At 61.4% G+C, this 12,803-nt stretch carries 13 protein-coding genes; 7 read left to right on the top strand and 6 right to left on the bottom strand.

All coding sequences use genetic code 11. The features are described 5' to 3' along the window. A complete protein-coding gene (gene attM / locus ACYJRZ_RS06055) occupies window positions 1-792 on the bottom strand; it encodes an AttM family quorum-quenching N-acyl homoserine lactonase (protein WP_459457115.1) in 792 nt (263 codons plus the stop codon). Window positions 793-890: 98 nt separating this feature from the next. Here attM and ACYJRZ_RS06050 point away from each other — a divergent pair, with 98 nt between their 5' ends. Continuing rightward, window positions 891-1,805, top strand: a complete 915-nt coding sequence (locus ACYJRZ_RS06050; RefSeq protein ID WP_459457113.1) for a LysR family transcriptional regulator — start codon at window positions 891-893, stop codon at window positions 1,803-1,805. Here ACYJRZ_RS06050 and ACYJRZ_RS06045 read toward each other — a convergent pair. Continuing rightward, window positions 1,802-3,112, bottom strand: coding sequence for an MFS transporter (locus ACYJRZ_RS06045; protein WP_459457111.1), 1,311 nt, complete (start codon window positions 3,110-3,112; stop codon window positions 1,802-1,804). The genes ACYJRZ_RS06050 and ACYJRZ_RS06045 overlap by 4 nt on opposite strands. A 109-nt stretch (window positions 3,113-3,221) precedes the next feature. Between ACYJRZ_RS06045 and ACYJRZ_RS06040 the strand changes: the two genes are divergently transcribed. Then, on the top strand, window positions 3,222-3,674 hold the full coding sequence (locus ACYJRZ_RS06040; RefSeq protein WP_459457109.1) for a winged helix-turn-helix transcriptional regulator: 453 nt from the start codon (window positions 3,222-3,224) through the stop codon (window positions 3,672-3,674). Window positions 3,675-3,691: 17 nt separating this feature from the next. Here the strand turns inward: ACYJRZ_RS06040 and ACYJRZ_RS06035 are convergent, their stop codons facing one another. Next, on the bottom strand, window positions 3,692-4,297 hold the full coding sequence (locus ACYJRZ_RS06035; protein WP_459457107.1) for an isochorismatase family protein: 606 nt from the start codon (window positions 4,295-4,297) through the stop codon (window positions 3,692-3,694). 48 nt (window positions 4,298-4,345) lie between these two features. Beyond that, window positions 4,346-5,095, bottom strand: coding sequence for a sulfite exporter TauE/SafE family protein (locus ACYJRZ_RS06030; RefSeq protein WP_459457105.1), 750 nt, complete (start codon window positions 5,093-5,095; stop codon window positions 4,346-4,348). 98 nt (window positions 5,096-5,193) lie between these two features. Between ACYJRZ_RS06030 and ACYJRZ_RS06025 the strand changes: the two genes are divergently transcribed. The 4 genes from ACYJRZ_RS06025 to ACYJRZ_RS06010 all read left to right on the top strand — a co-directional run bounded on the left by ACYJRZ_RS06025 (window position 5,194) and on the right by ACYJRZ_RS06010 (window position 8,946). Continuing rightward, window positions 5,194-6,075 (top strand): LysR family transcriptional regulator, encoded by an 882-nt coding sequence (locus ACYJRZ_RS06025; RefSeq protein ID WP_459457103.1) that lies wholly within the window; start codon window positions 5,194-5,196, stop codon window positions 6,073-6,075. A gap of 82 nt (window positions 6,076-6,157) precedes the next feature. Next, window positions 6,158-6,964, top strand: coding sequence for an alpha/beta fold hydrolase (locus tag ACYJRZ_RS06020; protein ID WP_459457101.1), 807 nt, complete (start codon window positions 6,158-6,160; stop codon window positions 6,962-6,964). Window positions 6,965-7,099: 135 nt separating this feature from the next. Further along, window positions 7,100-8,221, top strand: coding sequence for an alkene reductase (locus ACYJRZ_RS06015; RefSeq protein WP_459457099.1), 1,122 nt, complete (start codon window positions 7,100-7,102; stop codon window positions 8,219-8,221). Beyond that, a complete protein-coding gene (locus tag ACYJRZ_RS06010; RefSeq protein ID WP_459457097.1) occupies window positions 8,218-8,946 on the top strand; it encodes an SDR family NAD(P)-dependent oxidoreductase in 729 nt (242 codons plus the stop codon). The genes ACYJRZ_RS06015 and ACYJRZ_RS06010 overlap by 4 nt, the downstream gene beginning before the upstream one ends. A 33-nt stretch (window positions 8,947-8,979) precedes the next feature. Here ACYJRZ_RS06010 and ACYJRZ_RS06005 read toward each other — a convergent pair whose 3' ends face one another. Next, on the bottom strand, window positions 8,980-9,267 hold the full coding sequence (locus ACYJRZ_RS06005; RefSeq protein WP_459457095.1) for a hypothetical protein: 288 nt from the start codon (window positions 9,265-9,267) through the stop codon (window positions 8,980-8,982). Window positions 9,268-9,421: 154 nt separating this feature from the next. Here ACYJRZ_RS06005 and ACYJRZ_RS06000 point away from each other — a divergent pair, with 154 nt between their 5' ends. Further along, window positions 9,422-10,489 (top strand): LacI family DNA-binding transcriptional regulator, encoded by a 1,068-nt coding sequence (locus ACYJRZ_RS06000; RefSeq protein ID WP_459457093.1) that lies wholly within the window; start codon window positions 9,422-9,424, stop codon window positions 10,487-10,489. On the opposite strand, the gene ACYJRZ_RS05995 is transcribed toward ACYJRZ_RS06000, so the two are convergent. Next, window positions 10,486-12,672: a mechanosensitive ion channel family protein gene (locus tag ACYJRZ_RS05995; RefSeq protein WP_459458651.1), complete on the bottom strand. Its 2,187-nt coding sequence runs from the start codon at window positions 12,670-12,672 to the stop codon at window positions 10,486-10,488. The genes ACYJRZ_RS06000 and ACYJRZ_RS05995 overlap by 4 nt on opposite strands. Between the last annotated feature and the right edge of the window lie 131 nt (window positions 12,673-12,803).

Here is a 12,803-nt window from a genome sequence, read left to right as displayed (position 1 = left end):
TCAATCGTAATAGGCCGGGGCCTGCTTGAACCGAGGCCATGCCTCGGGATCATGCCCCGTCACCACCATCGCATCGGTCTGTTCGGCAAGCGTGCGAAGCTTGCCGACGGATCGCACCGTGTCAACGGCGGAAGCCATGAAGCCAGGGAGCGCCTTTTCGTTCCAGTGATCGAGCGTGTAGGCGGCATCGACGGTCAGTAATATTGCACCCGTCTTCGGGAGCCGTACCAGGAAGGATTGGTGGCCGACGCTATGGCCCGGCGTGAAGATCATCCGCAGCACGCCGTCACCATAGAGATCGTAGCCATCGGTGGCGGCACCCTCCAGGAAGTGCCATTTCAAGCCGGGACGATCGAAATCCCGGCGAACATAGGCGCCAGCGGCGAACCAGTCCGGCGCGAAGGCATATTCATATTCGCGGCGCTGGACGATGTGGGTCGCGTTGGGGAAGCGGCCGATCGCGCCGCTATGGTCGGAATGCAGATGGGACAGCGCGACGAAACGGATGTCTTCGCTGGATAGGCCGAGCTTCGCCAATTGAGCTAAGCATCCTTGCGCCTCCGTCATCACGGGCTGATAGCTGTCGATGGCATCGCCCCAATAGCCGCGCGGATCGGCCAGACCTTCCGCCGCCAGTCCGCCATCGATGATGACGTTGCCCTTCGGATGCGTCAGCAGAAACCAGGGAACCGGAATTTCGTAATCGGCGTCGCCGCCCTGATTCATCCTGATGTCGTGGGCCTTGCAGCGCTGCGTGCCCGATTGAAACATATAAAGCCTGATGTCGCTCATGAACCTGACCTGCGGTTGATGTTTGAGCGCCGTTTTCGGCGATCGAACGTTTCCCCACTAGGCGACATCATCCACTTACATTTATCGGATAAGCCGATATGTTGGCGCGCATGGATCTGTTGGCAGCAATGCGCGTCTATGTCAGGGTGGTGGAAAGAGGCGGCATGTCGGCCGCCGCCCGTGATCTTGGCATGGGCCAACCCGCCGTCAGTGAACGGATTGATCGGCTGGAGCAATATCTCGGCACGCGATTGCTGCTCAGAAACACCCGCAAGCTTTCCGTCACCGATGTCGGTGCCGTTTTTTTTGAGCGCAGCAAGCAGGTGCTCGAAAGTGCCGACGATGCGCTGACCGTCGTGGATGGCGATCAGTCACTGCGCGGCACGCTCAGGATCGCAGCACCGCATGGCCTCGGCGAGGTCCTCCTGCCATCGATCCTACTGCAGATGCGCAAGCGTCATCCGCTGCTCAAAATCGATCTGATCCTCAACGACAGGATTGTCGATCCCGTGACGGAAGGCGTCGACATCTCGCTGCGCCTGGGGAATCTTGGTGTGGGCAGCTTCATTGCCCGCAAGCTCGGCCATGTCGGCCGCGTGCTGGTGGCTTCACCCACCTATCTCGATGAGCATGGGACGCCGACGACACCCGACGAGCTTGCCGACCACCCTTTCCTGCGGGTCTCCGGCCTGTTCAACAACGGCCGGATTCCGTTCATCGATCCGAGCGGACAGACCGAACTTGCCGCCGTCGATATTGCCTTGAGCATCAGCCATTGGCGGCCGCTGCACCGCCTGCTGCTGGATGGAGCCGGCATTGGTGTCCTGCAGGAGCCGGTTTGTGCCGATGATTTGGCGGATGGTCGGCTGATCCGCCTACTGCCCGAATTTACCACGCCGGGATTTGACCTGCATGCGCTTTATCCGGCGATAAGGCCGATTCCGCCGCGGATTCGGATGGCGCTCTCACTGTTGGAAGAACAGCTGGGCACGGCTTGTCTGGCGGAAAGCTAGCTATTTTTCCAATCGATGCTTCGCGTCGCCACCTCTGGGGTTGCCCGCAAGGTCAGCGCCCAGAAGAGCAGCGTTGCGAGGCTTATGGCAGCACCCGATAGGCAGACGCCCGTCCAACCCGAATGGGCATAGACGATAGTGGATGTCGAGGAGCCGACGGCGCTGCCGATAGAGTAGAAGATCATATAGGCGGCAGTCAGCCTGTTCTGCGCGTCCGGCCTCACACGATAGATCATGCCTTGATTGGTGACATGCGTTGCCTGCAGACCGAAATCGATGACGAGCACGCCGAGAATCAGCCAGAAGATCGAGCGATCCAGCATGGAGATCGGTAGCCAGGCAACGAGCATCAGCGCCAGTGCAATGCCTGTCGTGCGCTGGCCGTGGCCGCGATCCGCCCATCGCCCTGCCCTCACCGCACCGAGTGCGCCCGCTGCGCCGGCAAGGCCGAACAGGCCGACTTCGGTATGAGATAGGGAATGCGGTGGCACCGTCAGCGGCAGGACGAGGGGCGCCAGCAAGGTGGTTATATTGGCGAAAATCAGCATGGCGATCACGGCGCGGATGCGCAGGACCGGTTCTTCGACAAGCAGCGTGCCGAGCGATCGGATGAGACGGAAATAGGAAAGGCCACCCTTCGGCCTTTCCTGCCTCGGCAGCGCTCGCCAGAGGAGAAGCGCGATTACCAACGTCAGCACGGCGGAGACGACGTAGACGGTCCGCCAGCCGGAGAGATCGGTCAGCGTTCCCGCGACGCTGCGCGCCAGAAGAATACCAAGGACGATGCCGCTCGTGACCATGCCGACAATATGGCCGCGCTCGGCGGGGTGCGCGAGGCTCGCCGCATAGGCGACCAGCGCCTGTGTCACGACGGCCAGAAAGCCGACGGTGGCCATGGAGGCGAGCAGCATCGCGGCACTGGACGAGAAGCCGACGCTGATGAGGGCCGCCACGCTTAGCAGCGATTGCACGATGATGAGCTTGCGTCGGTCGACAAGGTCGCCGAGCGGCACCAGCAGGATCAGGCCGAGCCCATAACCGAGCTGTGTTGCGCCGACAATGAGGCCGGCAGCCGTGCGCGACAGCTTGAGATCGTCGGCCATGACATCGAGGAGCGGATGGGCGAAATAGGCATTGGCGACAGCGAGGCCGCTCGCGACGGCAAACAGGAAAATCGTCGCTCGTGTCAGCTGCGAATTGACCTCTCCCGGATACTCGGCGCCCTTAAACGAACCCTCTCGTGAGGAATGTGGGCGCAGAACGTCCTTCGCGCTGCCGGCCGGCGGCGCGTCCTGATCGATCGTCATTGCAAAACTCCCGATTCTTCGGTTTAATAATGAAACCATCGATCGAGTAACATTATTGGTTTAATAATGCAACCATTCCTGCAAGCAAACGACCGGAAAGACTAAGCCGATGGTCGCGCGGAAAAGCCTTAAAGGTGATTATTGCCCGAGCGCACGGTCGCTCGACGTGATCGGCGACTGGTGGTCGCTCCTGATCGTGCGCGACGCCTTCGACGGGCTGACGCGCTTTGGCGAGTTTCAAAAGAGCCTCGGCATTGCCAAGAATATTTTGACCGAGCGACTGCGGACGCTTGTCGCAAGCGGCATTCTGGAGCTTGTACCGACAAGCGAAGGCGGTACGCGCATGGAATACCGGCTGACGGCGATGGGAAAGGATCTCTTCCCGGTCATGGTGGCGCTGCGGAAGTTCGGCGAGCGCCATCTCTTCGCGCCGGCCGAGGAACATTCACTGCTGGTGGATCGCGCTACGGGACAACCAGTGCAGCTCGACATCCGGGCGCAGGACGGCAGGGCGATCGGCCCTGACGAGACAGTTATCTTGAAGGTACCGGAAGGGGAATAGATGAGGCAGGGCTGCAGCTAAGCTCGCTCTTTGAAACGAACCTCGCGTGCCGAGGCGCAGATCCCGATCTCGTCGCCGAGCGACCATTCGGCTGCCCGTGCCGCCATGGCGGCAGGCACACTCTGCGAGCCCGGGCCGGCGGGGACATCATAGGTGGCATGCGCATCATGCGGCAGAAGCACGCCGTAACCGCGCTCAAGCGCTCCCCGCGCCGTCGCGGCAACGCACATCTCCGAGAGCACGCCGCAGATCACCAGATGCTTCACGCCGAAGGCTGTGAGAATGGCGTCAAGTTCGGTGCCGTCAAAGCCGTCATCCTCCGCTTTCCTGATGACCACTTCGCCTGATAGTGGCGGAAAATGGAGTTTCCATCCCGGCTGAAGCGGCTCGTCCAGCGCACCGGGCAGGCCATCGTTCTGCAGGAAAATCACCGGTGCCCATTCCGACCGCGCCTTGTCCAGCAGGAGCTCCACCGCCGACCTCAACATGGCATGGTCGGGGACCGCGCCTGGACCTTGTACGAAGGCATTCTGGACATCGACGACCAGTAGGGCATCGGCCAATGGATTATTATCGAAAATCTCCCGCTGCTCTTCTTCCATCAATCCGTCAGATCCTGCCATGAAACAAACTCCATATGGGTGCGCACCGGGCAGCCCGGCAAGACTGCTTCAGAAAGAGGCCTTCATCACCATCTCTGCGCCAAGCACCAGCAGACAAATCAGAAACCAGCGGCGGAAAGTGGCAGGACTGACGCGATTGCGAATGATCTGGCCGGCCCACATGCCGACAAGTGCCGGGACGATCGCCAGAGTAGAGAGCGCGAGATTGTCGATGCGGAAGGCGCCGTGCCAGGCGAGTGCGGCGGCCAGTGCAACGGTGGACACGGTGAAGGAAAGGCCGAGCGCCTGGACCAGCTCCTCCTTCTCCAGTCCGAGCGACTGCAGATAGGGTACTGCCGGCACGACGAAAACACCGGTCGCTCCTGTAAGCAGGCCCGTGACCCCGCCGACGAACGGCGATAACAGCGGCTCGAACCTTGCGGGCACATGCAGTTGACGGGCGAGTAAAGCATGGCCGGCATAGAGGATGAGGGCGAGACCCAGCGCCGCCGTGGTCTTGCGGGTATCGCCGGCAGCCAGCAGATATGAGCCGGCGAAGGTTCCGATGATTATGGCAAGAACCAAGAGGAGGAAACGACGGGCAAGCGCGCCAAAACGCGGGCCGGCCAGCAGCTGCCAGACATTGGTAACGAAAGACGGGACGATCAGCAGGCTAGCCGCAGCAAGCGGCGAGATCAACGTACCCAAGACGCCCATCGCCACGGTCGGCAACCCCATGCCGGTGACGCCCTTGACCATGCCGGCGATGAAGAAGGTCGCGAAGATTGCCGCGACGAGCCATATCGAATGATCCATCATGCCTTTTCAGTAGCAGAGACAAAGACTAGCACAATGCGGATGATGCGAAGCCAGCCTTCGGCTATTCCGAAGGCTGGATATGCGGTAATCTGCGTTTCATGCGCTTTGACCTGACCGACCTTCGCCTGTTCCTCGCCGTCGTCGATGCCGGCAGCATCACGCATGGAGCGGCCGATGTCGGGCTCTCGTTGCCGGCCGCCAGCGAGCGGCTGCGTGACATGGAGGCGAATGGCGGCCTAAGGTTGCTGGAGCGCGGCCGACGCGGCGTGAGCCCGACCCCCGCAGGCGAAGCGCTGGCGCATCATGCCCGGCTGATCCAGCGGCAACTGGCCCAGATGCGCGGCGAGCTTGGCGAGCACGCAAGCGGCCTGCGCGCGACCGTTCGGCTTCTCGCCAACACCGCGGCGATCGCCGAATATCTGCCGCCTCGCCTTGCCGAATGGATGGCGAGAAACCCGCGAACCGACATCGATCTCAAGGAGCGCCAGAGCGTCGAGATCGCCCGGGCCGTTTCGGCTGGGCTGGCAGAGATCGGTATCCTGTCGGACGCGGCCGATACCTCCGGCCTGATATTGCGCCCCTTCGCAGTCGATAGGCTGGTGGTGGCGATATCTAGCAATCATGCACTGGCAGCATCAAAGCAGACCAGCTTCACGGAAATCCTGCATGAGCATTTCATCGGACTTGCCGGTGGAGCGCTGCAGGATCACATCGACGCGCAGGCGGCCCGGCTCGGCAGCCGATTGAAAATGCGGGTGCGGATGCGGACATTCGAGAGCATCTGCGAGATGGCAGGCCAGGGTATCGGCCTCGGCATCGTACCAGAAACGGCCGCGCGGCGCTGCAGCCGATCCGCAAAAATTGCGATCCTTCGCCTTACCGACTCATGGGCGACGCGCCGACTTTCGATATGCGCACGCTCCCTCGAAGAGCTTCCATCCCCGGCGCGCGATCTTTTCGAGCATCTGGCAACGATATGACCCCGGCCTGTTGAAAAGACGCGTTGAGATCGCCTAGTCTCCCGCATGGCTGTCGGGGGAGACGGCGCAATGGGAGGTGGCTATGGAATTTCACGACGACGAGCTTCATCGCTTCGAAGCCGATGGGGCCGCGCCCCTGCCGCATACCGAGGTGGAAGGCCATGTCGATCATGATGGCGCGTGTATCTGGTATGCCTCCTACGGCAGCGGCGCTCCGGTGATCCTTCTGCATGGCGGGCTCGGAAACAGCGGCAATTGGGGCTATCAGGTGCCGGCGCTGATCGACGCAGGCCATCAGGTTATCGTCATCGACAGCCGCGGCCATGGCCGCAGCACCCGCGATGAGCGACCCTATACCTATGAGTTCATGGCCACCGACGTTCTCGCCGTCATGGACAGGCTGGAGATCGAAAGAGCTGCCATTGCCGGCTGGAGCGACGGCGCCTGCATCGGCATGGTGCTTGGAAAAACCCATCCGGAGCGTGTTTCCGGCGTCTTCTTCTTTGCCTGCAACATGGACCCGAGCGGCACGAAGGAATTCGTGGCGACGCCGATTATCGAGCGCTGCTTCTCCCGCCATACGAAGGATTATGCCGCCCTGTCGGCCACGCCGGATAGGTTCGATGCCTTCGTCGAGGCTGTCGGCCTGATGCAGCGGACCGAGCCGAACTACAGCATTGCCGATCTCGCAGAGATCAACGTGCCTGTCGCCATCGTCCAGAGTGAGCATGACGAGTTCATCAAGCGGGAGCATGCCGATTATCTTGTGCGGCACATTCCCGGCGCAGAGTTGATCCTTCTGCCCGGCGTCAGTCATTTCGCGCCAGTGCAACGGCCGGCGCGGTTCAATGCCGCCCTGCTCCGCTTTCTTTCCAAACTTCCGGTCTGACAGCAGATTCAGTTGCGCACGTCCGATCGTTGGAATAAATGATGACCATCATCTTATTCGAACTCCCGAGACCGAATCGCCGCTGACAGGCCCTTCCGCCCCGGGGAGCAATTTGGCTCCAGGCAGGAGAATTTTATGACAGCCACTTTGTTTTCGCCTCTTTCCGTCGGCCCCTATGAGCTTGCGCATCGCATCGTCATGGCGCCTCTTACCCGCATGCGGGCGAGCCAGCCGGGCAATGTGCCCTCTGCACTGAATGCCGAATATTATGCCCAGCGCGCCAGCGAGGGCGGGCTCATCATTTCCGAGGGCGCGCAGATTTCCCGCGCCGGTCAGGGCATGCCGGCAACCCCGGGCATCCACACGGCCGAACAGGTCGCTGGCTGGAAGCCGGTGACGGATGCGGTTCATTGCAAGGGCGGCAAGATCTTCCTGCAGCTCTGGCATGTTGGCCGCATCTCCCATTCTTCCCATCAGCCCGATGGAGCTCCACCGATTGCCCCTTCCGCCATCGCCGCAAAGGGACAGGCTTTCACGGCCTCTTTCCAGCGCGTGCCCTTCGAGACGCCGCAGGCGATCGATATCGATTTGATACCGCTTCTGATCGACGTCTATGCTGAAGCCGCCGCCAATGCCAAGCAGGCCGGCTTCGACGGTGTCGAGATCCATGGCGCCAACGGCTATCTGATCGAGCAGTTCCTGCAGGCCCGCACCAATCAGCGCACCGATCAATATGGCGGCTCTATCGAGAATCGCACGCGGCTGCTGCTTGAGGTTGTCGAGGCGGTTTCCGATGTCTGGGGGTCGGATCGCGTCGGCGTCCGCCTTTCGCCGTTTGGCATCGCCAATGACAGCGGCGAGGACGATCCCTTGCGCCTTTACGGCCATGTCATTCGCGAGCTGGACCGGCTCAATCTCGCCTATCTGCATCTGATCGAGCCGCGCGCCAGCGGTGCCGGCCAGGCCGAGGTCGACCACAAGAACGTGCCGTCGGCTGCGGAACTCTTCCGGCCTGCCTGGTCCGGCACGTTGATCGCCGCGGGCAATTTCCGGCCGGATACTGCCGAGGCCGCACTTGCCGCCGGCCATGCCGATGCCATCGCTTTCGGACGGCTGTTCATCGCCAATCCCGATCTGCCGGAGCGCATTCGTCTCGGTGCACCCCTCAATCCCTATCACCGCCCGACCTTCTATGGCGGCGGCGCCGAGGGCTACACCGACTATCCGACACTGAAAGCCAGGGAGGCCGCTGAATGAGCACGCCAAGCGCAATTATTGTCGGCGTTGGTGCCGAGCAGGGTCTGGGTGCGGCGCTCTGCCGGCTTCTCGCAGACAAGGGCTATCACGTCGTCATCGCCGGCCGGACGGCTGCAAAGATCGATCAGGTGGCGGCCACCATCATTGCGTCCGGCGGCAGTGCCGAGGCGATCGAAACAGATGCCACAGATGAAGCTGCGGTCACGCGGCTGTTCGATCATGCTTTTACCGCTCGAGACGATATTGCCGCGCCTGATTTCGTCGTCTTCAACGCCGGCATCAACCGCCAGATCGGCTTTCGTAATCTGACGGCCGCCCAGTTCGAGGAATTCTGGCGAGTGTGCTGCTTCGGCGGCTTCCTCGTCGGCCGCGAGGCGGCGCGGCATCTGGCGCCGCTCGGCCGCGGCACTGTGATTTTCACCGGCGCCTCCGCGAGCCTGCGCGGCAAGGCGGGTTTCGCCCAGTTCGCCGCTGCCAAGGCCGGTCTTCGAATGATCAGCCAGAGCATGGCGCGGGAATTCGGACCAATCGGCCTTCATGTCGCCCACACCATCATCGATGGCGGCATAGACGGCGAGCGGCTACGCTCGCGCCGACCGGATGTGGATGCCGATGGGCTGCTGAACATTGATGCCATTGCCGAGAGCTACTGGCACATCCACCGGCAGCATCCTTCAGCCTGGACGCAGGAGCTCGATTTGCGTCCCTATAAGGAAAACTTCTGAGGCTCGGCATTTCGAGCGCTTCACGGTCTAGCTCTAGCAATTCCGCGACAGGGCCTTGGCGATTGCGAGAAACTTTGGGCCTTCAGGCCCATTGCAATGCCGGATCTCGGCCTCACTTTCGGCCTCAGGCGCCTCGCTTGGAATTGTGAAGGACCATGCCGACGGCCGCTTCCGGCGGCGGAAAAACCCCATAAGACGGCTCAGCGCGCTTTGTTCGTCAGCCCCGCCCTTATGTTCTGAAGGCGGATCGACGGCATTCGGATTGCAGGGATCACCCCATCGCTCATCATAAAGATCCTTGAAGAGATATTTGGTCAGCATTGGTTCACCTTTCTGGTTTGAATCGATTCAATTCGATTGCGCAATATTCTCTTGAATCGGTTCAATCTTATGCCTCAAAACTCTGCTGTCAAGAAGAATTGAACCGATACAACTTCATTGCTAGTATCCCACCGGAAACATACGGAGGATTTCATTGGCCAAAGGCACCATAAGGCTCGCGGATGTCGCGAAGGCGGCAGGCGTATCGCAGGGAACTGCCTCCAATGTTTTCAACCGGCCCGAAGTGGTGCGCGAGGAGGTGCGCGAGCATGTGCTCCAGACGGCCAAACGGCTCGGCTATGCCGGGCCGAGCCTGACGGGCCGGCTGCTGCGGGCGGGAAAAGTCAATGCCATCGGTGTTGCTGCGGTCGAACCGCTTTCCTATTTCTTCAACGATCCTTGGGCCAGGGCGCTCCTGGCCGCCGTATCCCAGGTCTGCGATGCCAGCGGCACGGGTCTCGCCCTGGTCTCGGCCAAGGATAGGCACAAGCTCGACTGGAACATCAAGAGCGCGCTGGTCGACGGCTTCATTCTGCTCTGCGTGGAAGGCGGCGAAAAGCTGGTTCAGTTGACGCGCGAGCGGCAATTGCCTTTCGTCGCTCTCGCCCTGAATGACGAGGATGCGTCGATCCCCTCGATCAGCGTCGACAATCTTGGTGGTGCGGCCGTTGCGGCCCGGCATCTGGCAGAACTCGGCCACAGGCGTTTCGGCGTGCTCGCGACCGAACTTTCGGACGATCATGTCGGGCCGGTTAGTGTCGCCGGGATCGGGCGGGCGATGTATTCCACCTCGCGCGATCGCGTACTCGGCTATTGGCAGGCACTCGAAGCGTTCGGAATTGGACGCGAAAACGTGCCGATCTATGAGACGCTCAACGACAAGCCAAGCGTCGAAGCCGGGCTTGAGTACCTGTTTTCCGCGCAAGAACCGCCGACGGCGATCCTTGCCATGTCCGACAATATCGCGCTTCTGGCGATCAATTGGCTGCGGGCGCGAGGCCTCTCAGTGCCGCAAGACGTCTCCGTCATCGGCTTCGATGGCGTGCCGGAAGGCGGCATGGTGGAGCCGGGCCTGACAACGATGGCCCAGCCCTTTGCCGAAATCGCGGAACGCGCGGTGCAAGCTGTTCTCCACGATGCCGTACCGGCTGAACGCGAGATGATCGGTGTCACGCTGATCGTGCGAGGCAGCACGGCGGCGCCGAAACCTGACGGGATCTAACCCGCCTGCTGCGCGCCATCCACGTTCGCTGCCCGCATCTCGATGAGCTGCCGGGCAGCGGCGGCAGCAGCATCCTTGTCGCTCGCCACCTGTACGGTCGGGAAGGCGAACTGGATGCCGTTTTCGTCGAAGGACTGCTTGATCAAGGCCAGTGCGCTGCGGCGGATGACGGAGAGCTCATCGGGCTTGGCGGTGATCGCCAGCCTGATCTCGATCGCGAAATCACCGAACTGCTCGACACCCTTCATCTTCAGCGTCTGGATGATGCTCGGTTTCAGCTCCTCGTCTTCAAGCAGGCGCTGGCCGATGTCCTTGATAATGCGCTTCAGTTTCACGAGATCGGTATCGTAGGTGACCTTGACGATGATCTTATCGATCGCCCAGTCGCGGTTCATGTTGCTCACGGCACCGAGCGAGCCGAAGGGGATCGTCGCCAATGGGCCGCGCTGATGGCGCAGCTTGACCGAGCGCAGGCTAAAGGATTCCACCACGCCCTTGTAATGGCCGCTTTCGATATATTCGCCGATGCGGAAAGCATCGTCCCAGAGGTAGAAGATGCCGCTTATGACATCCTTGACGATGGTCTGCGCACCGAAGCCGACCGCAACGCCGACAACGCCGGCGCCGGCGATCAACGGCCCGATCTGAACGCCGAGGCCCGACAGCACCATCATGACCGCGATGATGCCGATGACGACGGCAAGAATGTTGCGGAAGATCGGCAACAGCGTCTGCAGCCGGGCACGGCTCGCTCTCATCTCGTCGGATTCGCCTGCTGCCGGCAGGGATTGCATGACTTTGCCGTCGATATAGGTTTTCGCCAGCTGCCACACGAGATCGGCAACCAGGAGGATGATGATGCCGCCCAGAATGCCGCGAGCGATGCGGCCGACATTCGATTCGCTGCCGCTCATCATCGCATGCGCCTCGACCCCCAGCATGTGGCCGAGCCATAAAGCCGCGAAGGTGATGATCAGCGCCCGTAAACCGCGGTCGAGCAATACGGCCGCGATCTTGCCGGTGCCGAAGATGCCGTCGGCGGCATCATGCAGGGCTTCGATCGCTTTCGTCGATACCGAGAGGACGCGCGGCAGCAATATCGCATAGATGCCGAGCCACAAAAGGCCATCGAAGCCGGCCACCCAGAGAGACCATAGCGCCGCGAAGAAAATCGTCAGCAGCCAGGAAATCGTCTTCGCTCCACGCTTTTCCGGCGGAAGCGGCCTCGACCACACGGCTGCCGTGGCGATGAGAAACAGACCGATGCCGAGCATGTAGCCGATGAGGTCGCGCGCACCTGCAGAGAAGCCCAGCGACGTGACGGCCTGTATGATCGCCCAGCCACAGGCAAAATAGATGGCAAACAGCGTGCAGCGCCGATACCAGTAGGAGGCCACGCGCCGCCGTTCGGCGATGCGGGCGACACCGCCGTCCTCATCCAGAACATCGTTGGCGCGGCGCATCGCGATCAATTCCATGACAAGCTTGCCGATAGAGATCGCCAGCCTGATCGAGACCATCGCGATGACGCAGGCGATGGCGAAATTTTCGATGGCAGGCGGCCAATCGAAGGCAAGAAGCGGAACAAGCGTCACCAGGCCATGGATGATGGCGGGCACGACGCCGCCCAGAAACTGGAAGCGCGCTGCCTGCAGTTCCGTCTCGGTACCGGCAGCCCTCTCAGTACGCTGCATATGCCTTGTGTTGATAAAGCGGGCAACGGCGAATTCGGCCACCAACCCCAGGAAGAAAAGGAGGACAATCTGAACGATGATGCGCACGAGGCCGACCGACTCGCCTTCGCCCGCCAGCTTTTCCGATGCGGTCATCACCTCGTAGGGCAGCGTCATTGTCGCGCCGGAGACCAACTCAAGGTGATGCCGCGTATGGCCGAGCATGCCTGATAGAACCGACATCTGATTGCCGTCGGCCGACGCGGGATCGCTGGTAGCCGCGGATTTATCGCTGACGGACGCAGGCTGATTGTTGAGCTGCGTGGTCAGCCATTGCCTGACATCGGGCTCGTTCAGCAGCTGAATCAGCTCACGAACCTTTTCGGGCGGTGGCGCTGACGGCTGCGATACGGCCGCATTTTGTGCGAAGGCTGCGATGGGCACGGTCAGTGCGAAAAGACAAAAAAGCAAGCCCTTAATCGTCCACCTGCCGCCCCCGACATTCTTCATCTGCGCTGCCCTTCTTGCCATCGGACCATCCGGTCCGCTTCTGCAGACTATACGCGTTTTTGACGCGAACAAGCATGCACTTACAGCGCCTGCCCCGCGGCACCATTGCCCCGCAACGGCAGCCGCGCTAG

Source organism: Rhizobium sp. No.120 (genome assembly GCF_054558365.1).
The sequence above is the reverse complement of the archived record's forward strand: the minus strand, read 5'-3'. Positions and strand labels throughout refer to the sequence as shown.

Coding starts and splice junctions, on each gene's coding strand:
- attM (WP_459457115.1), bottom strand. CDS start 792: ATGAGCGACATCAGGCTTTATATGTTTCAATCGGGCACGCAGCGCTGC.
- ACYJRZ_RS06050 (WP_459457113.1), top strand. CDS start 891: ATGTTGGCGCGCATGGATCTGTTGGCAGCAATGCGCGTCTATGTCAGG.
- ACYJRZ_RS06045 (WP_459457111.1), bottom strand. CDS start 3,112: ATGACGATCGATCAGGACGCGCCGCCGGCCGGCAGCGCGAAGGACGTT.
- ACYJRZ_RS06040 (WP_459457109.1), top strand. CDS start 3,222: ATGGTCGCGCGGAAAAGCCTTAAAGGTGATTATTGCCCGAGCGCACGG.
- ACYJRZ_RS06035 (WP_459457107.1), bottom strand. CDS start 4,297: ATGGCAGGATCTGACGGATTGATGGAAGAAGAGCAGCGGGAGATTTTC.
- ACYJRZ_RS06030 (WP_459457105.1), bottom strand. CDS start 5,095: ATGATGGATCATTCGATATGGCTCGTCGCGGCAATCTTCGCGACCTTC.
- ACYJRZ_RS06025 (WP_459457103.1), top strand. CDS start 5,194: ATGCGCTTTGACCTGACCGACCTTCGCCTGTTCCTCGCCGTCGTCGAT.
- ACYJRZ_RS06020 (WP_459457101.1), top strand. CDS start 6,158: ATGGAATTTCACGACGACGAGCTTCATCGCTTCGAAGCCGATGGGGCC.
- ACYJRZ_RS06015 (WP_459457099.1), top strand. CDS start 7,100: ATGACAGCCACTTTGTTTTCGCCTCTTTCCGTCGGCCCCTATGAGCTT.
- ACYJRZ_RS06010 (WP_459457097.1), top strand. CDS start 8,218: ATGAGCACGCCAAGCGCAATTATTGTCGGCGTTGGTGCCGAGCAGGGT.
- ACYJRZ_RS06005 (WP_459457095.1), bottom strand. CDS start 9,267: ATGCTGACCAAATATCTCTTCAAGGATCTTTATGATGAGCGATGGGGT.
- ACYJRZ_RS05995 (WP_459458651.1), bottom strand. CDS start 12,672: ATGAAGAATGTCGGGGGCGGCAGGTGGACGATTAAGGGCTTGCTTTTT.